The organism is Pseudoalteromonas sp. SANK 73390 (assembly GCF_054966645.1).
Window position 1 is genome coordinate 19,191 of the sequence record NZ_ARPN01000110.1, and the last position, 22,758, is coordinate 41,948.

General features: G+C 41.4%; 18 protein-coding genes and 1 pseudogene. 6 read left to right on the top strand and 13 right to left on the bottom strand.

Translation table 11 applies throughout. From position 1 onward, the window contains the following. Positions 1 to 166: 166 nt before the first annotated feature. Positions 167 to 3,661, top strand: a complete 3,495-nt coding sequence (locus SANK73390_RS15360; RefSeq protein WP_462766988.1) for a S8 family serine peptidase — start codon at positions 167 to 169, stop codon at positions 3,659 to 3,661. Positions 3,662 to 3,726: 65 nt separating this feature from the next. Here the strand turns inward: SANK73390_RS15360 and SANK73390_RS15365 are convergent, their stop codons facing one another. Beyond that, a complete protein-coding gene (locus SANK73390_RS15365; RefSeq protein WP_462766989.1) occupies positions 3,727 to 4,230 on the bottom strand; it encodes a TlpA family protein disulfide reductase in 504 nt (167 codons plus the stop codon). Between the two features lie 72 nt (positions 4,231 to 4,302). Between SANK73390_RS15365 and SANK73390_RS15370 the strand changes: the two genes are divergently transcribed. Further along, the gene (locus SANK73390_RS15370) at positions 4,303 to 4,740 is read left to right on the top strand and encodes a YqaA family protein (RefSeq protein ID WP_462766991.1); all 438 of its coding nucleotides are present in this window, start codon (positions 4,303 to 4,305) and stop codon (positions 4,738 to 4,740) included. 4 nt (positions 4,741 to 4,744) lie between these two features. Here SANK73390_RS15370 and folX read toward each other — a convergent pair. The 6 genes and pseudogenes from folX to SANK73390_RS15400 form a co-directional block, all read right to left on the bottom strand. Continuing rightward, positions 4,745 to 5,103, bottom strand: a pseudogene (gene folX, locus SANK73390_RS15375) (dihydroneopterin triphosphate 2'-epimerase). A 9-nt stretch (positions 5,104 to 5,112) separates the two neighbouring features. Then, positions 5,113 to 5,667 (bottom strand): GTP cyclohydrolase I FolE, encoded by a 555-nt coding sequence (gene folE / locus SANK73390_RS15380; RefSeq protein ID WP_261595042.1) that lies wholly within the window; start codon positions 5,665 to 5,667, stop codon positions 5,113 to 5,115. A 12-nt stretch (positions 5,668 to 5,679) separates the two neighbouring features. Then, entirely contained in the window at positions 5,680 to 6,387 is a 708-nt protein-coding gene (folM, locus tag SANK73390_RS15385) for a dihydromonapterin reductase (protein ID WP_462766995.1), read from the bottom strand. A 200-nt stretch (positions 6,388 to 6,587) separates the two neighbouring features. Further along, positions 6,588 to 7,424, bottom strand: a complete 837-nt coding sequence (nadE, locus tag SANK73390_RS15390) for an ammonia-dependent NAD(+) synthetase (protein WP_462766996.1) — start codon at positions 7,422 to 7,424, stop codon at positions 6,588 to 6,590. Positions 7,425 to 7,482: 58 nt separating this feature from the next. Continuing rightward, entirely contained in the window at positions 7,483 to 8,106 is a 624-nt protein-coding gene (locus SANK73390_RS15395; protein WP_462766998.1) for a YceH family protein, read from the bottom strand. A 24-nt stretch (positions 8,107 to 8,130) separates the two neighbouring features. Continuing rightward, positions 8,131 to 11,466 carry an ATP-binding protein gene (locus tag SANK73390_RS15400; protein ID WP_462767000.1) on the bottom strand — a complete coding sequence of 1,112 codons (3,336 nt, stop codon included), beginning with the start codon at positions 11,464 to 11,466 and terminating at the stop codon, positions 8,131 to 8,133. 228 nt (positions 11,467 to 11,694) lie between these two features. Here SANK73390_RS15400 and SANK73390_RS15405 point away from each other — a divergent pair, with 228 nt between their 5' ends. Next, positions 11,695 to 13,983 carry a penicillin acylase family protein gene (locus tag SANK73390_RS15405; protein WP_462767001.1) on the top strand — a complete coding sequence of 763 codons (2,289 nt, stop codon included), beginning with the start codon at positions 11,695 to 11,697 and terminating at the stop codon, positions 13,981 to 13,983. Positions 13,984 to 13,989: 6 nt separating this feature from the next. On the opposite strand, the gene SANK73390_RS15410 is transcribed toward SANK73390_RS15405, so the two are convergent. After that, complete coding sequence (locus tag SANK73390_RS15410) at positions 13,990 to 15,036, bottom strand: GGDEF domain-containing protein (RefSeq protein ID WP_462767003.1); 1,047 nt, start codon at positions 15,034 to 15,036, stop codon at positions 13,990 to 13,992. A 241-nt stretch (positions 15,037 to 15,277) separates the two neighbouring features. On the opposite strand from SANK73390_RS15410, the gene SANK73390_RS15415 reads away from it, so the two are divergent. Further along, the gene (locus SANK73390_RS15415) at positions 15,278 to 16,810 is read left to right on the top strand and encodes a carbon-nitrogen hydrolase family protein (protein ID WP_261595049.1); all 1,533 of its coding nucleotides are present in this window, start codon (positions 15,278 to 15,280) and stop codon (positions 16,808 to 16,810) included. On the opposite strand, the gene SANK73390_RS15420 is transcribed toward SANK73390_RS15415, so the two are convergent. After that, on the bottom strand, positions 16,803 to 17,675 hold the full coding sequence (locus SANK73390_RS15420; protein WP_462767005.1) for a multidrug transporter: 873 nt from the start codon (positions 17,673 to 17,675) through the stop codon (positions 16,803 to 16,805). The two genes, SANK73390_RS15415 and SANK73390_RS15420, sit on opposite strands and share 8 nt — an antisense overlap. Before the next feature lie 242 nt (positions 17,676 to 17,917). Here SANK73390_RS15420 and SANK73390_RS15425 point away from each other — a divergent pair, with 242 nt between their 5' ends. Next, positions 17,918 to 18,301 (top strand): MAPEG family protein, encoded by a 384-nt coding sequence (locus tag SANK73390_RS15425; protein ID WP_462767007.1) that lies wholly within the window; start codon positions 17,918 to 17,920, stop codon positions 18,299 to 18,301. A 37-nt stretch (positions 18,302 to 18,338) separates the two neighbouring features. Here SANK73390_RS15425 and SANK73390_RS15430 read toward each other — a convergent pair whose 3' ends face one another. From SANK73390_RS15430 to SANK73390_RS15440, 3 genes are all read right to left on the bottom strand, one after another. Beyond that, positions 18,339 to 19,556: a M56 family metallopeptidase gene (locus tag SANK73390_RS15430; RefSeq protein WP_462767009.1), complete on the bottom strand. Its 1,218-nt coding sequence runs from the start codon at positions 19,554 to 19,556 to the stop codon at positions 18,339 to 18,341. Between the two features lies 1 nt (position 19,557). Further along, positions 19,558 to 19,935, bottom strand: coding sequence for a BlaI/MecI/CopY family transcriptional regulator (locus SANK73390_RS15435; protein WP_462767010.1), 378 nt, complete (start codon positions 19,933 to 19,935; stop codon positions 19,558 to 19,560). Between the two features lie 69 nt (positions 19,936 to 20,004). Beyond that, entirely contained in the window at positions 20,005 to 20,694 is a 690-nt protein-coding gene (locus tag SANK73390_RS15440; RefSeq protein WP_462767013.1) for a pseudouridine synthase, read from the bottom strand. A gap of 139 nt (positions 20,695 to 20,833) precedes the next feature. Here SANK73390_RS15440 and SANK73390_RS15445 point away from each other — a divergent pair, with 139 nt between their 5' ends. After that, positions 20,834 to 21,673: a glycosyltransferase gene (locus tag SANK73390_RS15445; RefSeq protein ID WP_462767014.1), complete on the top strand. Its 840-nt coding sequence runs from the start codon at positions 20,834 to 20,836 to the stop codon at positions 21,671 to 21,673. 48 nt (positions 21,674 to 21,721) lie between these two features. On the opposite strand, the gene SANK73390_RS15450 is transcribed toward SANK73390_RS15445, so the two are convergent. Then, entirely contained in the window at positions 21,722 to 22,597 is an 876-nt protein-coding gene (locus SANK73390_RS15450; protein WP_462767016.1) for a dTDP-4-dehydrorhamnose reductase family protein, read from the bottom strand. Positions 22,598 to 22,758: the final 161 nt, after the last annotated feature.

The window sequence follows — 22,758 nt, forward strand, 5'->3', positions numbered from 1 at the left end:
TTTAATAAACAGGTACTTAAAGTTTTTTATTGTTTTTTTGTGAATGATACTCTTATTTTGTGTCTCAGGCGTATTGCTTGCACCTACACATTTACATTATATTAAACGTCCATTCGTTTTAAAAATAACAGCAACACATAATAAACAATAAGTCCTAGGGGAAAAGATGTCTAATATGATTAAGAAGACTGCGATTGCAGCTGCGGTAGGTGGTGTTATCCTATCTGCTAGTGTTTCTGCGCAAACAGCGCAGCTAGTTAGCCAGTACGCAAGTTTAAAAGCTGATAAAATTAATGTTAGTAGCATTCAAAAGCAAAAACCTGTTTCATACATGGTTGTTTTAAAAGCAACCTCTTCAGCTGACTTATTTGCACAAGGCACATATCAAGCTGGTGACGCACGAGCTACAATTGCGCAAATTGAACGTATTCAGAATGCAGTTAGCCTAGAGCTCAGTAGTTTAGAACTTAACGCTAAAGTAATTGGTAGTACTAAAGTGTTGGCACCTACGTTAATTATCGAAGCGTCGGAAAAAACAATTGCAAAATTACAAAATGATCCGCGCGTATCTAAGATTTTACCGATGTTTGATTCTGAGTTGCACATTGCGGAGTCTTCTGATTATGTAAAAGCGACTCCAGTTAGAGCTGCTGGTGTAGCAACAGGTATGGGCCAAAAAGTAGCTGTATTGGATACGGGGATAGATTATACCCACGCTATCTTTGATGGCGCAGGCACCGTCGAAGCGTATGAGGCTGCGCAAGCTGATCCTACAAGCGTATCATGGCCTCAGGGTCAAGTTAAAGGTGGTTACGATTATATGCGTGACGATGCAGATCCAATTGAAAATGATCCTTCAATTGGCCCTGCAGAAGGTGATCCTACAGGTCATGGAACATCAGTTTCTCACTCGGTAACAGGTATTGCCCCTGATGTTGAGCTATATGTTTACTCAGTGTGTGGTGGTGGTTGTCCTGGTGAGGCTCAAGCAGCAGCATTAGAAGCTGCAATGGACCCAAATGGTGATGGTGATATTAGTGATCGTGTTGATGTCATCAATATGTCGCTAGGTGGAGAGTACGGTAGTACCTCTGCGGCTAGCGGTACTCAATACTTAATTCAACGAGCTGTAGACTTAGGTGTTAATATGGTTATCTCTGCGGGTAATGATGGCGACAACCCGTTCCGTATAGGCGGACCAAGCACAACGCCTAACGCATTATCTGTAGGTGCGATGACGCACCCGACTATTGAAGATGCAATCACTATAGAAAGTAACATCGCGGGTGAAAGCGTTGACATTGTAAGTGCAAGCTGGGGTCCACAAAATTCATATGAAATGAATAATACGGTTGCTCCTCTTGTATACCCTGAAACTAACCAAGATGCCTGTATTGATTTTGGCGATGATGTTGACTTTACTGGTAAAGCGGTACTTATAGATCGCGGTACGTGTTATTTCACAGAGAAAGTCATTAAAGCTCAGAACAAAGGTGCTGCATTTGTACTTATTGCCAATAATGCTGATGATAATACGCCAACATCAATGGGTGGTAGTTCAGATAAAGTAACTATTAATTCAGTAGGTATTACGAAGAAATCTGGCGATGCGTTAAAAGCGCAGCTAACCGAAGGTAATGCAACCTATAGTATTAAAGTTGAAATGAAGAATGTTGTTGGTGCGGTTGCAAACTTCTCATCTCGTGGCCCTTCAATGGATGGCTTATTGAAGCCAGAGATTACAGCGCCAGGCACTAACATCATGGTTGCTGCAACGGGGACTCAAAACGGTGTCGCAGGAGCTACGGGTACTTCATTCTCAGGCCCGATGACCGCAGGTGCGGTTGCGTTAGTCAGAGAGGCATTACCAGAGCGTAACGCTTATGAAATTAAAGCGACATTAATGAATACGGCTGACCTAAATGTTACAAATGAAGCATTGACGGTTAACCCTGATAGCGAATTAGCGCCTATCAGTATGATTGGTGCTGGTTTAGTCGACGTTGAAAAAGCAGTTAGTTCACCAGTAGCGGCTTGGGTTCATCAAGAGCAATATGACACAAACCAAGCAGCATTATCGTTTGGTTTAGTTAAAGTAAATGGGACCGCTGAGTATACTAAAACGGTTACACTTAAAAACTTCTCTGCTCAAGAGAAAACATACAACCTTCGTACTGAGGCTCGTTATGCAAATGACACAGAGACTGGCGCTATTAGCTGGAGCATTCCTGAGTCTGTAACTGTGCCTGCGGGTCAAACTGTTGAGTTTGATGTAACACTCAGTGTTGACGCTTCTAAGCTACCAGAATGGAAACTTAACAACCCTCAAAACGCAGATGATTTATCTGCATTTAGCCCTGCTCTTACGTTAGCTGAGTTTGACGGTGCATTGGTATTCGATGACCCATCTACTGAGGGTGATCATGACCTACATTTGGTGTATCACGCACTACCAAAAGCTGAGCACAGTATTAAGCTTGGTTATGAATTAGTAAATGGCAAGGTAATAGTAACTGTTGAAAACAATGGTGCTGAAGAGTTTATGCCGATTACTGAGCAACTGGTTGCACAACGTGATGCGATGTCAAAAGAAGATAAGCAATTTAACTTAGTTGCAACTACCTTCAATGTCTATGAAGACGCAAGTTGTGATTCAGGTCTATGGTTTACTTCTTCATTAGTACTGCGTGATAGCTTATCTCATCTGCGTCAGGCTGGTGGTTACGAAACCCGTTTAGATATTGACAGTGATGGTGTACATGACTACTTGCTTGCTCAATACAGCGATGTTGGTCGTAGTGCACAAATCCCTGGGCGCTCGCGCACTGCTATCGCACCTTTAGTCGATGGTGTTCCAAACTGGGGTGAAGCTTATGTGACAGCAATGCTTCACGAGGGCGGTTCTAATACCGTAACCTTTACTGGTTGTTCACAGCTGATTGGTTTGACATCTGACAATCTGGGCCAAGATATTGCTTTTGAATCTCGCGTAGGTTTTGGTTATGACTTAGGTATGTATCGTGATTTCGAGGATGAGCTATCTGGCTCGGCTAAATTTGCAACATCAAATGCTAAATTAGTAACGGCTTCAGGCGAAACAGTGACAACACTAGCGGCAGGTGAAAAAGCGTATGTTAGTGCTGAGGCGCCATTTGCTTTAACTAACGGTGATTTCTCTGGTGCGGTTATGCCAATGACTGACCAAGTGTTAAACAACCCTATGCCGTTTAATGCACCAGTACTTAATGGTGTTGAAGTAAGTGTTGCGGAAAACACAGAGACAGGTACTGTAATTGCTACACTTGCGGCGGAAGAGGTTGAAAACTCATTAGATATCGCTGAGTTTTATCTTCAATCTTCAACACATGCAGGCTTGTCAGTGAATGCTGCAGGTGAAATTGTTGTAGCAAATGGTGAGCTGCTTGACTTTGAAGCGGGTAACAACGAGGCGAAGCTAATTGTTACTGCCATTGACTTAATGGGGAATACCTCAGAAGCAGCAGAAGTGACGGTTAACATTACTAACCTCGTTGATACTGATGCTGAACAGCCTCCAGTTGTTGACGTAACACCAGCGCCTAAGAGCTCTTCAGGTTCATTAGCATGGCTAGTGCTTCTTGCGGCTCCATTTGCAGCGCTACGTCGTCGCAAGCAAAAGTAAGCTTTAATACTTAAACTAAAAACGCCAGTCTATTTGACTGGCGTTTTTGTTTGTTAATTAAAATACTACCAATTCAGCTTATTAATAATGTTCGATTGTTCGCCAATCAGTGTTTTGACCACATTATTGCTCTTATCTAATAAAATCAATCTTGGAATACCAGCATTAGCATATTGGCTATATATTTCTCTGCTTGGGTCTGCAACTAACGCAAATGGCAAATTATATTCTTGATTAAATTCTTTTAAGGTTTCGCGTTGCTCATTGCGACCAATAGCAATAATCTGTAAGGTTGGGTCGTTAATAAGCGGTGAGGCTTGTAACTCTTTTAGTGTTCTTTGTGAGTCGCTGCACCAAGTGGCAAATAGAATGATGAGTTTACGTGTATCACCAAGCTCGACAATATCATTATTTATGGTTGTGAATGAGCTGTGCTTAAACTGCTCACCAGGGGTGATATAAGTTTCATAGCCCTTCGGATGTTGAGTGTTAGCTTGAACCAATGAACAACCTGAAACATGTAGTAAAATGGCTGATGCAAGTATGAGCTGATTAATCTTTTTTATCATTGTTATCTTCCTTTTAAATGGCCAAAATCGGCGTACAGAATAACCCATTTTGATGTAGGGGCTATAAAAATTATGTGGCTGTATAGTGGCTTGTTTATATCAGCATTGAGTTCTGCAACATTATTGCCGGGCTCTTCAGAGATTTTGCTCTCTAGCCTAGCGCTCGAAAATCAAGTTAATTTGATATCGCTTTGGCTCGTTGCAACAATGGGTAATGTGTTAGGGAGTTGTATTAACTATTGGCTTGGTATGAATTTAATGCGCTTTAAACATCGGTGTTGGTTTCCTGTATCAATCGATCAAATTAATAAGGCACAGTTGCATTACAAACGTTATGGTAGTTATAGTCTTTTATTAGCTTGGTTACCGATTATTGGTGATCCACTTACGGTATTTGCAGGTGTATTTGCAATGAAAAAACGCTTATTTCTGCTATTAATAACAATTGGAAAAGGCGTGAGATACGCCATGGTGATAGCGGTTGCAGTGAAAGTTGAGCAGCTAATTTAGCTACTCATTGATACCAATCTAACGTCAGAGACACAGAATCAGCAAAGCGTAATGCGTGTGGTTTATCTACTCTGACTTTGGCGTAAGTCACTGAACAGTGGTTGTGACATTCAGTTAAAATATCCGAGACCAATTTTTCTAGCAATAGAAAGTGACCATCTTCGACAAGCTTTATCACAGCCTTGGTGACTGTTTTGTAATTCAGTGCATGCTCTATTTCATCATGACTTACACAGGCAGTATCCGCAGGATAGTGGATTTCGATATTAACCACGACATCTTGTTTTTTTCACGTTCTTCAGGATTAAAACCAATAAAGGTACGCAAGCGCAGGTTGGTAATATTAATAATGGCATTTTGCATAGGCTATCCTTAGTTTTTTACCAATTGCATGAACTCATTACGTGTTTTAGGGTCTTCTCTGAAATTACCTAACATAACGGATGTACGCATTTTTGAGTTTTGTTTTTCTACGCCACGCATCATCATGCACATATGCTTGGCTTCGACAATCACGCCTACGCCTTTAGCACCGGTTACTTGCTCGACTGCTTTGGCAATTTGATGTGTTAACTGTTCTTGAATTTGAAAGCGGCGCGCATACATATCAACAATACGAGCAAATTTAGATAAGCCGAGCACTTTTCCATTCGGAATGTAAGCAATATGACAACGACCAACAAATGGCAGTAAGTGGTGCTCACACATTGAGTACAGCTCAATATCTTGAATTAATACCATGTCGTCTGCATCTGAAGTAAATACCGCATTATTGGTAATTTTCTCAAGTGTTTCATGGTAACCTTTGGTTAAGTATTCCATAGCTTTTGCGGCACGTTTAGGTGTGTCTAACAAGCCTTCTCGGCTTCCATCTTCCCCAACTGCGGCAATAATTTGTTTGTAACTATCTTTTAAGTTGTCGTGCATAATATTCTCTGTTTACTTTAAGTGACGTCCGCCATCAACAGGGATAGTACGCCCTGTAATGTAATTGCTTCTAAGGAGTAGCTCTATACTGTTGATGATCTCTTCACAGCCAGGTTCAATACCCATTAAAGATTTGCTCAGTGTTTTAGCTTTATACTGTTCATTATCGTGTTCATTAAAAATGATTAGGCTAGGTGCAATGGCGTTTACTTTAATCTTGGGGGCAAACTTAGTTGCAAAGGAACGGGTTAAATTGTCTAGTGCCGCTTTACTTGCTGCGTATGCAATGTGTTTTGGGCTCCCAGTTTCGACTACATAATCGGTCAAATGAATAATATCTGACGTAGAACTAGAAGCTTGTAACAAATTAGCAAGTGCTAGGTTCAGCTGATAAGGTATTTTTGCATGAATTCGCATCATGTTATCGAATAGAGTATCAAAGTTTGGGTTGTTTGCTTCACAGTCCCAACTGGAGGCGTTATGTATAACTGCTCTGAGTGCCGAGTAATGAGTGTGCAATGTAGCCTGAAGTCTGGTAAGCGAATCTGGCTCATTAAAGTCTATTTGCATGCAATGCACACCTAATTGCTCTAATTCATCTATTACACTGTGTCGGGTACGGAAGGTCATAACTACAGGTTGGTTATTAGCAACAAAGTGCTGTACTATCGCCAATCCAATACGCTGCCCAGCGCCAGTGATCAATATTGGTGCAGTCATTAAAAACGCTTATCCTCTGAAAATATCAATAAGTTAACTATAACGTAATTTTTACGTCATGTTATGGTTTATCGATCATATCAATGAAGACTAATCATTAGAAAATATTGAGGTTTATCTTTTAGATGGCGGGCACAACGGCATATTAAGTGTTGCGATGTGCCCAATATCAATAACAAAAAAAGAATTAGAGCATGAAATTAAAGTAAGTCATAAACCGTAGGAATAGGTTGACGCTTGTGCTGAGTGCGTTGATATATAACTATCAGTTTATCGGCCACTTCTGGGGTTACCTGTCTACCTTCTAAAAAGTCATCAATTTCATCGTAACTCAAACCTAGTGCTTCTTCATCTGTTAGTCCCGGTCTGTCGCACTCTAGATCAGCGGTAGGTGCTTTAATTACCAGATCTGCAGGGGCATTTAAATGTTCTGCTAAAGCGCGTACTTGACGCTTGGATAAGCCAAATAAAGGGGCGAGATCACATGCGCCGTCACCAAACTTAGTATAAAAGCCCGTAATGTTTTCTGCGCTATGATCTGTGCCTACAACCAAGCCATTAGTTAATCCGGCTACTTCATACTGGGCTACCATACGCTGGCGAGCTTTGACGTTACCTTTAACAAAATCAACCGCTGTTGATTCTGGCATAGATAATCGTGCGGATAATATTGCTTGTGTTGCTTGCTCGTGCATAGCATCTACTGCAGGCTTGATGTTTACTGTGATACGTTGTGAAGGCTTAATAAAGTCAAGTGCAAGTTGGGCTTCATCTTCATCTGCCTGAACACCATACGGTAAGCGCATTGCAATAAATTGGTAGCGGTTTGTATCTTGTTCTTCATTGAGTGCTTGGACGGCTAGTTGACACAATCTGCCGCATGTCGATGAGTCAACGCCACCGCTTATGCCTAGCACGAGTGTTTGACAGTGTGCCGACATAAGGCGCTGTTTGATAAAGTTGACTCTACGAGTAATCTCAAAGGCTACATCAATTTGTGGTTGTACTTGCATTTCTGCCAGTATCGCTTGGCGCATTTTATGCTCCTCATTGCTAATACTATTTGGGGATATTATGTTTTGAATAGCAGCTAATTTAAAGCCCTAAATGTTGTTTGATATCTGCGAGATCTTTTTTCAACTGCTCTACTTCATTTAGCAATGCATCTAACTCACTACTGTCTAACTTCTGCGGCGACATTTGTGAAGTATTAACTTGCTGGGCTATATCTTGAAACAAATGAACATAACGGCTTTCTCGCTTGCCAGGTTCTCTATCTAGCTTTTTTACTAAGCTTTGAGCTTGTAAATCTTCAAGCGCAGACTCCACTTCGCTTACTTGACTAAAAGCGGCTAGTCTAGCGCAACGTGTTCTGAGCTCACCGGGTGTTTGTGCGCCTCTGAGTAGCAATACACATATGATGGCTCTTTGCTGCTCGCTAAACTGCAATTGACTAAATTCGGTATTGCAAAATCGATGACCATATTTATTAACGCGACCAGACAATCCTTCATCGACAATTACAATGTGTTTTGTATTTAATGTTTCTAGCGTGTCTAGAATATCTGATTCCATCACAGTCATGACGGGGTCGCGATTCGACTTTTGATTGCATGCGTTTGTTAGTGCATTGAGAGACAATGGGTAGTGTTCAGGCGTAGTAGTTTGTTTTTCTAGCAGGCAGCCAACGATGCGTTGCTCAACTTCATTTAATTCCATATGCAGACTCACAATAGTTTTTTATTACTGTACGCTATTGGCGACGCTTTGTTTAGTTTCATTATTCCATTGTCTTAATTTTGCCTCTAGTTCATCCACTTTGACCGGCTTAGATAAATAATCATCCATACCTGCAGCTAAACACTTTTGTTTGTCTCCTTGCATAGCGTTTGCGGTAAGTGCAATGATTGGTGTGTGCTTATGTTGCTTTCCAACCCCCCCACTTCGTATTAAGTTTGTGGTTTGATAGCCATCGAGTTCAGGCATTAAACAATCCATAAGAATAATATCATATGCAGTAGTCGTACTTTTTAAGTGTTCAGCGGCTTGTTGACCATCATCTTTGCTTATTGCTGTTATCCCAAACCTAGATAACAGTTTAAGGGCAACGGTTTGATTGATTTTATTATCTTCTACAAGTAATACGTTTAAGTGACTAATATCTAAAGTAGTTTCATTTTGTTCAGAGTCAGGAAGTTCAATTTGACACAGTTTCAGCATATCAGCAGGTGTTAAAGGTCGCAGTAATGATAAATCGGGTTTTAAAGGTGGGTACTCTTGATTACTTGTCAATTCATTACCTAGTACCGCTAAGCTACTAGTAGATTGCTCGATTAAAGCTTGCAATCGTTTAAGTGCCTGTGGCGTTGCATCGGAAATTTGCGCACACGATATAATGAAGTCAGGATTGGTGACTTGGTGGCTTTGTATATACTCTAATGCTTTTACTATAGAGTCTGTATGAACGACATTAATACCCCATGCATCAAACAAGTTATGTTGCTGAGCCTCTTTATTTAGCATGGTGTCTATAATCATTAATGCCCCACAGTTACACTCTATAGGTTGGATTGATTGTGGCTCATGAAGTTCAATATAAAAACTAAACGTACTGCCAACATCAATTTTGCTGTAGGCATTCAAAGAGCCCCCTAGCAGTTCACATAATTGACGAGCAATGGTGAGTCCAAGCCCTGTGCCACCAAACTTACGTGTGGTTGAGGGGTCGGCTTGGGTAAAGGAGTCAAATATTTTACCGAGTTGAGACTTACTAATACCGACACCTGTGTCCTCTATATTACACCATAATCGCGTGTGTTTAGCCTGTTGTTCGGTATAACAAGTTAGAGTAACCGTACCATGTTTGGTAAATTTTATGGCATTGCTGAGTAGATTATTGAGTACTTGTTTAAGCCGGTTAGGATCTGTTCTGGCCCATTGAACTTGTAATTTATGTGTATCTAAGATGAGGCGAGTATGCTGTTCTAATGCACGAGGCGCAAAGTTGCTAATACTATCGCTTATTACCTGTACAAGATCGCAGTCAATTGTTTCAACATGTAGCTTGCCTGCTTCAATTTTTGAAAAGTCTAATATGTCATTAATAATGGTTAATAAAGAGTCTGCAGAATTTTGGGCTAGTTGCAGATGGTGCTTTTGCGAAGGAGATAAGTTGGAGTTTGTGACAATCTCTAACATACCTAATACGCCATTAAGGGGGGTGCGAATTTCATGGCTCATACTAGCAAGAAACTCAGCTTTTATTTTTGCCGATTGTTGTGCAAGTTCTTTTTCCATAACGGCTTGCTGACGAGCTTGTTGTTGCTCTTGGCTAGCGAATAAACTGCCTAAAGTAGCGGCGACTGCTTTGATGAGCTTTTCATCTGTAATATCCCACTCTAAGTGAGGGTGCTGATATTCGGCACATAATAGGCCGATGGCATGTCCTTTATAAGAAATACTATGACCAAGTATTGCGTTCACTTCGTATGGACTGAGATAGTTATCTTTAAGTTCTTGGGTGCATGGGTGTGTATGCGCGAAATTAGCCGATATTAACTCTTGTTTATAAACCGCAGAGAAAAGTTCAGGTAACTGTTTTTTCCGCCATGGTGGAAAGTGCTGTAGGTTCTCATCTCGAGTATTACTAAAGCCTGTGGGTATAAGCTGCGAACCATCGGAGTTTAGCAGCCAAATACTTGCACGCTGTGCTTTAAGGCCCTCGCAAATAACTTGTATCGCAACATTTTGCGCTGGGTCTAAATTTAAATTTAAAACGGCTTCATGGCTACTTAACCTTGCTAGTAACTCGTTGTTTTTAGCAACTTTATTTCGTTCTATTTCTAAGCATTTACGGGTATGAATATTTTGTACTGAGCCATATAGCTGACTAGTATACTTACCATGTCGAATCGCTCTGCCTTTAACTAATAGCCAGCGCTCTTTTCCTGTTTCTGTTTTTATCAACATTTCTTGTTCAAAGTCAATGCCTTGCTTAATTGCATTATCAAATGTTTCTTGCATTAATCGGCGATGATGGCCTGCTACAAAAAACTCAGTTGTGGCTATCCAAGATGGTTGATAGTGATTAGGTACTTCAAAGATTTGCTTAGTCACCTCTGACCATGAAATGTTTCTGCTTTTAAGGTTAATCGTCCATGCTCCCACCTCTGCGAGTGCTCCCATACTACTTAAGGAGTGGGCGTTATCTTGTAGCTGTTTTAATAAGCGGTTAAAGAATACAAACGCACCGATAAAGAGCAGAATAATCGTGATTAATGCTAGTCGAAATGGCCAGATTGTGGCGCTTTGAGGCTGCCAACCCTTAGTTGGGTATATATACAACTGCCATTTACCTGATGCAACAGAGATACTTAAAGACAGTGGTTGCTCTAATAAAATATTGCTGTCACCATAAAAAAACTCACCTTGCTTGCCTAGGCCATTCTTACCTTGAATCGCAACATAATAATGGTTTTTCAGGTCTTCCATTCTAGCCATTGAGAATAGCTTTTCGGTATCAATGACCACAGATAAGAGTCCCCAAAAATTGTTATTTCTATCTGAAACGGGTACGCGGGCAATTAATGCTTGCCCTCCTTGCAATAAATCTAGTGGCCCTGCTAACACGATTTCTCCAGAGTCTTTAGCTTGTATGGCTTCAGTACTTTGTGTGGGATGGGTTAAATAGTTAAGACCTAACGCTTGTTCATTACCAGAGAGTGGATAGATGTATTGCAATACCATATCAGGTGCAGCGCCTATATTTCTTAATACGCCGCTGGATTGAAATAAAGGTTCGGCAATACGTTCAAATGAGTTTTGTGTTAATTTTTTATCTTGAGCGATGGCAACAGCCAAGCCTCTGAGTAGCTGAATATTGGTCGCAAGAATACCTTCAATTTGTGTGCGATAAACATTCACAGTTTCATATGCTCTGCTTTTTTCTTCTTGAACGAGGCGGTTGTAATTAACCGTATCAACGTACCAGCCAAAAACGACAATCCCACCTAACAGCAACCAAAAGCTGATTTTGATGGAGCGTGTCTTCCTTGGTGCATTTGACAGATTTTCAAACATTACTTTTTGAGCGTTGTTGAGCGTTTTTTAACTATAGACTACAGTGCGTTTTATCAAAAGGTATGTTTTATAATAAAAAAATAGCCTGTTTATAGAGTGTTGATATTAAAAAATACACTTCCAATATAAGCACTTGAATGCAATATGTATGCTGTAATGGTGAACCATCAGCTAACTGTCATAAAGAGTTGCTTAAATTAAAGACTAAAAATTCTGCGAGGAAAGGATATGTTCAAGTTACTGAAGTGGCTAATTACAGTTGTTATTATCGGCTTTTTAGTACTTACTGCCACCCTATATGGCTTACTCTCTCTAAGCTTACCAAAGCTAGATGGCAAACACGCTAGTGACGCAGTTGCTGCTGATGTAAGTATTGCTCGGGATGCGTTGGGGCAAGTGGTGATTGATGCTAAAACGAGAGCTGATGCGGCTTATGCCTTAGGGTTTACTCATGGGCAAGATCGCTTGTTTCAAATGGATCTGCTGCGGCGCAGTGCTGCAGGTGAACTCAGCGAGTTATTTGGTAAGGCGGCACTTAACCTTGATAAGCGCATCCGTTTTCATCAATTTAGAGCGCGCAGCGAAAGTATTGTAGAGCAACTTCCTGAGCATCAAAAGTATGCTTTGCAGGCATACAGCAAAGGAGTGAATGACGCACGCTCACAAGTCAGTTTGGACAGCTTTGAATACCTGCTAACGGGTGCGCCAATCGTACCTTGGCAACCCGCAGACAGTATACTTGTCATTTTTGCTATGTACCTAGACTTGCAAGCGGGTAATTTTCAACGTGATCAAGTGCTTATTCAATTAGATAGCTTATTTGGTGCACCAATGCGTTTGTTTTTAACGCAGCCCAGTCAGTATCAAGCTGCTTTAGATGGCTCTAAGTTACCACAAGTAGATATGATACCACCCAATCTAGAAGGCATGGTTAAGCAAGTGCAAGCACAAGCTATTTCCTCGCAACCTCAATATGGTAGTAATAACTGGGCCGTAACCGGTGAATTAACACACAGTAATAAGGCCATGCTTTCAGATGATATGCATTTGGGGTTGAATGTGCCTGCAATATGGTATCGAGCACAGCTAAATTACCAGCACAATGATCAGCCGTATCAAGTGACAGGGGTATCTTTGCCAGGTGCACCAGCTATTGTTGTCGGGAGTAATAATCAAGTTGCTTGGGGGTTTACTAACGGTTACTTAGATACTGCAGATTGGATTGAACTTAATGAGCAAACCCGCACTTGGCAAGTGACTGAGCACATTGCTTTACCAGATGGGCAATCAGAACAATACAAATTATTGATGAGTGACTATGGCCCTGTCAAAAGCTTTAATGGGATGCAATATGCCTTAAGTTGGGTAGCGCATCAACCATATGCTGTGAACTTAAACTTACTGGAATTTGAGCGTGCGTCTTCTGTCGATGAAGCGATGAGGCTAGCACCAGAGGTAGGTATACCAGTACAAAACTTGATGGTAGTCGATGCATTAGGTCATGCTGGGTGGCAACCGATAGGGGCAATTCCGAGTCGTACTACCCCCTCTGATATTGCCGTAAAAAAAGCAGATCATTCGCCATTATGGCAAAAAAATGAGTTGCGTCGGCCCCAAGTTGTTAACCCGGAACAACACCGTCTTTGGACCGCTAATGCTAGGGTTGTGTCGACTTCTGAACATTCGCGTTTTGGTGATGGAGGTTACGCATTAGGCGCAAGAGCGCAGCAAATTAGAGATAGATTATATGCTAAGCAGCAATTTACAGAGCAAGACTTTAATCAGTTGCAACAAGATAATGAAGCCCGCTTTTTGACGCCTTGGCATTTGCATTTAACACAGTTATTAAGTCAGGCTCCACAAAATCAGTATAGTAATGAATTAGCGTATTTAGAAAATTGGCAAGGCTGTGCATGCTCTGAATCTGTAGGTTACACCTTAGTAAAGCATTTTCGAGCTGCATTAATAGACGAGGCATTTGCGCCGGTTGAAGCCATGATGCTGCAACATGATACGTCACTGAGCCATATTAAAAGATATTTTGAGCCTGCACTTTGGCAATTATTAAAGCATAAACCACCCAGTTGGCTAAATGGACATGAAAGCTGGCAAGCATTGCAGCTTCATGCATTTGAACAAGCAAAATTAAAGCTGGCTAATAAACATGGTTCTGACATAGCTGCTTGGCAGTGGGGCAAAGTTAATGCTTTAAAGGTACGCCACCCATTTAGTCAGCAAATACCTATTTTAAGTGGCTTTTTAGATATGCCCACTATGCCTGCATTTGGTGATACTTTTATGCCAGCGGTACAAAAGCCAAGCTTTGGTGCATCACAGCGCTTTATTGCACAACCAGGAGCACTCGAAAATGCAATTATGACCATCGCTGGTGGACAAAGTGGGCACCCTCTATCTTCGTTTTATCGAGCGGGTTTTAAAGCCTATACACAAGGGGAGGCAACGCCTCTATTGCCCATGACAACAATACATAAACTGGTTATCACAGCAAAAAAATAGCAGCATTTAATGAGATTTAGGGGCTGATGTGATGGTATTTCGGCCCTTATGCTTGCTTTTATATAATGCAATATCGGCTTGCTTTAACACAGTCTCAAAGTCAAATTGTGCTTGCCATTGTGCGACACCAAAGCTCATGGTGATTTGCAGTGATCCACTCGTAAATGTCATTGCTTCAATGGCTTGACGAATAATTTCTAAGTGTTTTTGGGCCTTTAGCATTGAATAATCAGGTAAAACGAGTAAAAACTCTTCGCCGCCCCAGCGTACTGCAATATCGGCGTTGTTTAAGTGCTGAGTTAAGCATTGTGCTACACGTTCAATGATTTCGTCACCTTGTTCATGACCATATTGATCATTCACACGCTTAAAATGGTCAATATCTGCCATTACCACACAAATAGGTTGTTGGTTGTTCATGCAACTTCTATAGGCTTGTTGAATTAAATTATGCGCGTAACGCCGGTTGAACAGGTGAGTTAAGGAATCATGGGCGGCTAGCATTTCTAATTCATCTTGCTGGCCAATGGTAATTTCTCTGATCAAGCCAATGGTATATATCATTGGAATACCGCAAATAACCACATTGAGAAAATGCAAATAGGGTGCAAACTGATCATAATTAATGTGCTGGGTAGGTTGTTCAAAGACTAAATAAGTGCAAGCAAACATGATGATTATCATTGTGCACCATAATACTGCTTGCTTTAATTTTAGTTGCGTATCCAGCAGCAGTAAGCATGAAGCAGCCCACAAATAAAACTGAAACCCATAGTCTATACCTATAATTGCACAGACTAAAATAGAGTGAATGGTGACTTCTAAGCTAAAAATGCGCAAAGCCAGCGACTGCTGTGCTCGCTCCAACAGTTTAATACCGAACCACCAAGTGGCAACACTCATTATGTTAACAATAGCCAGTAGCTCTACACCGACATATAAAAAGGTAATAATTAAACATGCATGTAATCCCATGCAGTACCACGCAACCTGTTTAAGTAATTGGTTTTTTAATTGCTCTACTTCATTGGGCTGTTTATGTGGGTGATCCAAATACGGCTCCTTACGTTAATAGTTGGCTGCCAGCTTTATCATTTGGTGCAAAATATAAGTATAGATGGTTCTATTACTTTTTATTTTAAGTCAGTATTAATATTATGTTTGTTGATGACTTTTTAATACAAGATATTGATAAAACTGGTACTCGTATAAAGCGAGTGATAGTGTAATCATTTCAAAGGCCTATGCTTATGCTGATGAGGCATTGAAGAAATAAACTAAACTAGGAGGGAGTATGTCGATAGAAAAAGCGCGTATTACGCTATGTAATATCAACAAAGCAGATTATCCACAAATTAAAACCTTAATGGATGAGGCATACCCTGATTTAGGTGGCGCATGGCCAACCCATACAATATTTAGGTTGATAGACCAATTCCCAGAAGGTCAAATAGGTATTTTAGACGAAGGCCGTTTAGTTGGTTTAGCGTTGAGTGTACAAGTAGATTATCAGCGTTTTTCTAATCCACATACCTACGATGAAATTGTGGATGCACACAACCGAGTGTTTAGTGACGGTAATGGCGATGCGTTGTATGGGTTAGATGTGGTGATTGCAAAAAGCCATCGGGGCATGCGTTTGGGCCGGCGCTTATATGATGCTCGAAAAGAGCTATGCCGACAGTATAATCTGCGCGCTATTTTAGCGGGTGGACGTATTCCTCGCTATACCAATCATTGTGATGAAATGACCCCCATGGAATATATTGACAAGGTTGATCACAAAGAGATTTATGACCCTATTTTAAGCTTTCAGTTGGCGAATGACTTTCAAGTAAAGCGACTATTAAAGCAGTATTTACCAGAGGATGAAAATTCAGAGGGGTACGCTACGCTGCTTGAGTGGAATAATATTTTGTTCCAGCCAACAGATACTGTTATTGACACTAAAAAAACCATTGTGCGAGTTGGTGCTGTGCAGTGGCAAATGCGTGAAGTCTCCTCAGTTGAAGAACTTATGCGCCAAGTAGAGTATTTTGTTGATACAGTTTCTGAGTATCAAAGCGATTTTATTATCTTTCCAGAGTTTTTTAATGCGCCGCTGATGGGCCTGCAAGAGCATCGAAATCAAACCGAAGCAATCCGCTTTCTAGCTGATTATACTGACCAATTTAGAGAAGCTATGTCGACCATGGCGATTGAGTATAATGCGAACATTATAACGGGGTCGATGCCGTTGATGGAAGATGAAAAAATTTATAATGTCAGTTACTTATGTCATCGAAGCGGAAAGGTTGATGAACAGCGTAAAATTCATATCACACCGCATGAAGCCTATGATTGGGTAATCGAAGGTGGCGATGAAATTGGCGTGTTTGAAACCGATGCGGGGCGAGTAGGCATTCAAATATGTTATGACGTGGAGTTTCCAGAGTTGAGTCGAATTATGGCCCAGCGCGGTTTAGATATTTTATTTGTGCCATTTTGGACGGACACTAAAAATAGCTATTTACGAGTACGTCATTGTGCTCAGGCCAGAGCGGTTGAAAATGAGTGTTATGTAGTTATTGCAGGCAGCGTGGGTAACTTACCTCAAGTTGATTCATTAGATGTGCAATATGCGCAGTCAGCAGTACTTACGCCATCAGACTTTGCGTTTCCACATGATGCAGCACTTAATGAAGCAACACCCAATACCGAAATGCTGTTATTTAGTGATCTAGACCTTGATAAATTGAAGTTACTGCATAGTGAAGGCACAGTGCGCAACCTCAAAGACCGACGAACAGACTTATATCAAGTGACACTAAAGAAAAAAGTTAACTAAGCATCACTAAAGCAGCGGCAATACCGATTAGGGTTAAACCCAAATTGTCGCTCGCTTTTACAGGTTGTTTTAACCAAAAAATAGCAATGAGCATGGTAAAGAACACTTCTATTTGACCCAGCGTTTTAACATAGGCGACATGTTGTAAGCTCATGGCGCTAAACCAACCCACAGACCCTATAAAGCTTGTTAAGCTAGTGGCACATGTGAGATTGCGCTTTTGCCGTAGAGCTTGCCAAGTGTGGGCCTCTTTAAGGGTAATATACAGGCTTAAAATGATAGTTTGGGTACACAGAACAAGCAGTAGCACCCATGCTGCACTGTGTAAAAATGGTAACTCTGTTACTAAACTGGCTTCTCTGACTGAAAGTGAGGTAAGGGCAAATGCACTGCCACAAGCCAGACCCAGCAAAACTGTTTTAGCTTGTATTTGCTTTAAACTAAAACCACTGAGTAACAATACTGCGATGGCGCCAATGGCAACACCCAGCCAGCCAATCAAAGACAGCGTTGAGCCAAACAGCAGCATGCCTAATATTGCTGCCATCAGCGCTTCGCTTTTTGCTAAACCCGCACCAACCGCGTAATTATTTTGTTTAAACAACAGTACCATGAGTCCGGTAGCAATAATTTGCATAACACTGGCGCTTGCGATGTAGCCAATAAGTGAGTTACTAAAGGTGAGAAGGGGCGCGTTTTGAAACTGATATAGACACAGTAAATACATCAAAGCCAAAGGCACAGCCAGTAAAAATCGAGCTAGTGTGACTCCCGCGATACTCACGGTTTGACTCAATTGGCTTTGCAGCGCATTGCGCCACGCTTGAGAAAATGCTGCTAAAATAGTAAAAGCAATCCAAGCCATTGTCTATCCAAATTATTTTCTTTGAGTGTAACAACGTCTGGTATTTGCTGCTATTGCATTTTACTCATTCATTGAGTGTGAGCTTATACACTGCGACAATCTGTCGCAGTGTATTTGTACTGAATTGATCGTATTATTTTGTTGGATGCTACACGACTTAGCCGCCTGAGAATTTGGGGCGGCTTTTTTATTTGTGGCATGATAGAGTGAACATTGAAAAACTAATCACTCAAGGACTTGGCATGACGACTATTCTAATCTGTGCGTTAATCGCGGTTATTCTTCCCTACCTTGCAAAAGCCCCATTGGCTGTCGCCATGAATAAACTCGGTGGCTACGACAATCAACACCCTAGAGCGCAGCAAACACAGTTAACAGGCTTTGGTGCAAGAGCGCTGGCAGCACACCAAAACTGTTTTGAATCATTAGCGGTTTTTGCGGTTGCTGTGGCCGTGGTATTAGGCACCAATACAATAGGTGCAACTGTACAGTATTTGGCGATAACACATATTGTTGCGCGCATACTCTATTGTTTATTCTACTATTTAAACTTACATGTATTGCGTTCACTCGTTTGGGCGGTGGGCACAGGCTGTGCCATTGCGATGATAGTGGTGAGCTTGTAAAAAGAATAAGCCAGCATGCAGCGCTGGCTTAGGTTTTTTAATGTGAGACACTGATCCGCTCATGCTTTACTTTTTTCTTGTCAGCTTTCGATTGTGGGCTTAATGCATAATCTAGCTGGACTATATGGCGTTCGCTGGTATGAGTGGCGCCACTATACTGCCACTGTCTTAATGCGTTGATGGCACTTTTCTCAAATACCGCGTTTGGCTGAGCATCGATTACTTCAATGTTGTTGGTATGGCCACGCTCATCAATGGTAAATTGTAATGTGACATACCCTGATATGCCCGCATTGGCAGCTTCAATTGGATAAAGCGGCTCAATACGCATAATGGGATGGGGTTCATTAACCTGTTTGTTCGCTTGAATTTCATTGGGTTTTGATAGTGCCATCGCGCTTAGTGAACAGCAAGCTAAAGCAATAACTAAGCATTTAGCGCCCAGTGATGTATTTTTTAAGTTTTGTAAGTGTGTCAGTCTTTGTTTCATCGTACTCTTATCTCCATAGAACGAGTATGCTAAGGCGCTATTGCGATTGTTTTTTGCGCAATGTACGAGCGCTTTTGCATACATAAGTTGTTGATGTGTTGTTTTTTGTTGTAATACAGTTTCATCACATGCCAGCTCTTGTGTACGGCGAAAGCTTTGGTAGCCAAGCCATAGCAGCGGATTAAACCAGCAACTAATACAAAGTAGCAGTAAGGCCATATTCGCTAAATTATCGTAGCGCTGGATATGCGTGTGTTCGTGTTCAAGCAACAGTTTGAGCGTGTCTGGCGCAAATTGCTTTTGGTAGTCTTTTGGTAAAACGATACAAGGCTGCCACAAGCCCACTACCATCGGCGTGCTCAACTTAGCGCTCACAAAGATAGGCGACTTATAATTCAGATCACCAGTAGGCTCTAGGTTGAGTGTTTTGACAAACTTGTAATGCTGCCAAAACACAAACATCAGTAGTGAGATAGTTACTATTAAATACAACAAGGTTGCATTTAGCTGCCAAAACCCAGAAACCTGACTGGTTTGTGGCGTTACTTTAAAATAACTGATGGCCTGACTGGTGATTGGTTTTAATTCATTCGGTAAGCACAGTGCGATGATACTTAGTGGCACCATCCACCATAATGCGTAAACTAGCCGAGCGCTTAGCCAAGTCGTTGCATATTTTTGTAATAGCATTAAGGTGACCATGATTGCGCTGATAACAATTTGTGTATTGAAGCTCAGCAGCCACTCAGTATAGGGGTATAGCATATTACTTTCCTTGTTTTTGTTCCCACTGCTCTATGATCTGTTTTAACTCATCAATATCTTGCTGAGAGAGTTGCTCTGTTTTAGCAAAGCCACTGACCAGCGGCGCAATTCGACCTCTAAAAAAGCGTTCTAAAAAACTGACGCTTTGCTTTAGTGTGTATGCCTCACGGCCAATGGTGGGGGTATAAATATATTCTCGCCCTTGTTTTTCAAAACTCACAGCTTGTTTTTTAACTAACCGACTTACCAACGTTTTAATGGTTTTTTCATGCCATTGGGTATCGTCACTTAAGCGTTCTATTATGTCACTGGCTTTGGCTGGATGGCCTTGCCAAAGCGCTTCCATTACTGCAAATTCAGCTTTAGAAAGTTCAATCATGTTTATTGCCTACAAATGTAATCTTTATATCTAGATTACACCTGTAATCAAAACTGTCAAGGGTGTTTTTTAATCTAATTGCAAAGCAGCGGGGGTAATGAGGTGATAGTGGTTTTCTAACAAAGTGTTTGGCAGGTTAAAATTAGCAATACGCACGCGATGTAAGTCAATTACGCGGTAGCCACAGTATTTTGCCATTTTACGAATTTGTCGGTTTAGCCCTTGTTTAAGCACAATCTTAAATTGCGTGTCACTGAGTAGGCTCACTTTACAAGGTAAAGTGAGTTGCCCATCAACAACAATACCTGAGGCCATTTTTTGGCAAAACTTGTCATCTAAGGAGCCATCAACTGTTACCCAGTATTCTTTTTCTATGTGATGATCTGGGTGAATAAGACGCTGGCATAGCTCACCATCATTAGTAAGTAATAACAAACCTCTTGAGTCTTTATCTAAGCGGCCAATAGGGTAAGTTCGGGTGCCTGTTGGCAAATGGTGAATAAGGCTGGTTGGGTCATCTGGATTGAGCTTGCAGTCTACTCCAACCGGTTTGTGATAGGCATACAGCACTTTTTTGGCTGTTCCTAGAACGGGCTTTCCCATGACCATAATGCAATCTTGCTCGTTCACATGATCAATGTGATTGGCGGGGCGACCATTGACCGTTACATCGCCAGAGTCAATGAGTCGTGATGCTTGGCGGCGAGAACAAATGCCAGCATGGCCAAGGTATTTGGCAAGGCGGGTAGGTTGGGTCATGTAATAAATGCTTTATCTAACGTAATGTTAAGTAGCATAATACATGCAAAGTTTATTGTAGTGATCAACAATCAATACACCTTCATAATTATGCGTTAAGATAATGATTCAAAATTAGGAACTAGGACGTTCGTTTGCAATGAAAAAAGCCATATTTACGCTCGCCATTGGCGATAATCCAATGTATCAAGCTGCAATTTTGAGCTTTAAGTATTACGCCGAAAAAGTGGGGGCGGATTTGGTCGTTTCAGAGCGGTTACATTTCCCAATCAATATTTGTGACGCTAAATATGATGCAAACCCCGCTTGGGCTGAAAAACTCAGAATTGGTGAATTACTCAAAGAGTACGACAGAGTACTGTACTTAGACGCTGATATTCTGGTTGCACCTAATGCTCAAAATATTTTTGAGCAATACCCTGATCCTGAAACCATATATATGCTTAATGAAGGTGCGGTGTGCGATCGTCAGCTAGAACGTCAACTAATTGAAGAGAAGCTAGGTCGCATCAGCTGGCCTGCAAGCAATGGCTGCTTAACTTATTATAACGTGGGCGTAATTTTAGCCTCTAAGCCATGTCAGTTGTTTGATTATGCTGATCTCGACGGGTTGCAATCGGTATGTAATCACATTCGTTTTTATGAGCAAACACTCTTTAATTATCATATTTTTAAAAACAATTTGCAGCATAAAGAATTGACAAGCAATTTTAATCGTATGGATATGTTTGGTCAAGAAGACTACTTAGAAGCAGACTTTATTCATTATGCAGGCAAAGGGTATGCTAAAAATAACCGCCGCCGTGATGTACAGTTCCTCAGAGACTTTGCTAAATTATACAGCGGTATTGTGCCCAACAAAGAGATTGCACAATTACAGACAAATGCGTGGGAACGCTTTTTAGATACTATCTATAAAAAATATCCATTTCCAAATTGGCTTATTAAGCTGTGCAGTGAGCGTTTTGTACCGCGCTAGCGTAAATAAGTGTGCCTGCTTACTAAGTTGCTAAGCAAGCACATCAGATTACGTTGCTACATTACGTAAAACTTTCCCTATCGCAACTTTAAAATCACGCTGATGTGTTATGCCTAATTTATTCAATCGTGAGTCGGCCAAAGCACAGTTATGAGGTCGAGCGGCGCTTTGGCTTGGCTGATCAATCGCCTCTAGCAGTGTGCTTGAGTAACCTAAAACATCCGCCATAATACACGCGATCTGATATTTACTCATGGCTTGGGTATCAGAAATATGGAATATCCCCCCCAAGTTTGCTGGGTGTTTCAGTAAGTCCCTTAGCGTGAGGGCTATATCTTCTACATGCGTTGGGTAACGCACCGCCCAATTATCGTGTTGGGTTTTTTCTGTGGCACTGATTTGGGTGGCTATTACCGACACAGCTGACTCTGCGAGTTCTGCCACGTCACCATACAGCACAGGGACGCGAATAATACTATGTTGCTTTGATTGTGCTATTACCGCCTGCTCGGCTTGCTGTTTAGTGCGCCCATATAAGTTTAAAGGCGCTGTTTGAGCAGATTCAAGATACGGCGGTGCTTTACCATCAAATACATAGTCGGTGCTGATAAATATAAAATGAATACCTCGCTGCGCGCATTGTTTAGCAAGAAACTCGCTTGCGGCAACATTAAGCGCAATGGTTTGCTCGGGAGCCGCTTCGCACACATCTGGTTTGCGTTCAGCCGCGGCATGAACGAGAGCGTCTGGTTTATGATGCTCTAAAAAATCGATAACAGCGTGTTGATTGCCTAAATCGAGTGAGTGCAGTGGCGCTTTGGCTCGACTAAAGCCGGTGCCAATCACTTCAAAATCATTGATGAGTGTGTTGAAAAGCGTACGACCTAATAATCCAGTAGCACCTGTGATCATAATCTTTTGCATAGCGGCTGCTCCATAATAGCTGCAAAATGGGTAAAGAACAGCCGTTAGCTTAACAACATTAAGCTATTGAAAAAACATAATTATGTGTTGGCTGGTTGTGAGGGGGCGGCCATTATTATTATTTTTTATGCCAGCCAAACTTTGTACGTTAAAGCCACAAT

Bases quoted from the DNA above. Each gene is read 5' to 3' on its own strand.
- folE (WP_261595042.1), bottom strand. From the start codon at position 5,667: ATGCACGACAACTTAAAAGATAGTTACAAACAAATTATTGCCGCAGTT.
- SANK73390_RS15450 (WP_462767016.1), bottom strand. From the start codon at position 22,597: ATGCAAAAGATTATGATCACAGGTGCTACTGGATTATTAGGTCGTACG.
- SANK73390_RS15400 (WP_462767000.1), bottom strand. From the start codon at position 11,466: ATGTTTGAAAATCTGTCAAATGCACCAAGGAAGACACGCTCCATCAAA.
- SANK73390_RS15430 (WP_462767009.1), bottom strand. From the start codon at position 19,556: ATGCTATACCCCTATACTGAGTGGCTGCTGAGCTTCAATACACAAATT.
- SANK73390_RS15445 (WP_462767014.1), top strand. From the start codon at position 20,834: ATGAAAAAAGCCATATTTACGCTCGCCATTGGCGATAATCCAATGTAT.
- SANK73390_RS15395 (WP_462766998.1), bottom strand. From the start codon at position 8,106: ATGGAATTAAATGAAGTTGAGCAACGCATCGTTGGCTGCCTGCTAGAA.
- SANK73390_RS15360 (WP_462766988.1), top strand. From the start codon at position 167: ATGTCTAATATGATTAAGAAGACTGCGATTGCAGCTGCGGTAGGTGGT.
- SANK73390_RS15370 (WP_462766991.1), top strand. From the start codon at position 4,303: ATGTGGCTGTATAGTGGCTTGTTTATATCAGCATTGAGTTCTGCAACA.
- SANK73390_RS15440 (WP_462767013.1), bottom strand. From the start codon at position 20,694: ATGACCCAACCTACCCGCCTTGCCAAATACCTTGGCCATGCTGGCATT.
- SANK73390_RS15415 (WP_261595049.1), top strand. From the start codon at position 15,278: ATGTCGATAGAAAAAGCGCGTATTACGCTATGTAATATCAACAAAGCA.
- folM (WP_462766995.1), bottom strand. From the start codon at position 6,387: ATGACTGCACCAATATTGATCACTGGCGCTGGGCAGCGTATTGGATTG.
- SANK73390_RS15405 (WP_462767001.1), top strand. From the start codon at position 11,695: ATGTTCAAGTTACTGAAGTGGCTAATTACAGTTGTTATTATCGGCTTT.
- SANK73390_RS15435 (WP_462767010.1), bottom strand. From the start codon at position 19,935: ATGATTGAACTTTCTAAAGCTGAATTTGCAGTAATGGAAGCGCTTTGG.
- SANK73390_RS15420 (WP_462767005.1), bottom strand. From the start codon at position 17,675: ATGGCTTGGATTGCTTTTACTATTTTAGCAGCATTTTCTCAAGCGTGG.
- nadE (WP_462766996.1), bottom strand. From the start codon at position 7,424: ATGCGCCAAGCGATACTGGCAGAAATGCAAGTACAACCACAAATTGAT.
- SANK73390_RS15425 (WP_462767007.1), top strand. From the start codon at position 17,918: ATGACGACTATTCTAATCTGTGCGTTAATCGCGGTTATTCTTCCCTAC.
- SANK73390_RS15365 (WP_462766989.1), bottom strand. From the start codon at position 4,230: ATGATAAAAAAGATTAATCAGCTCATACTTGCATCAGCCATTTTACTA.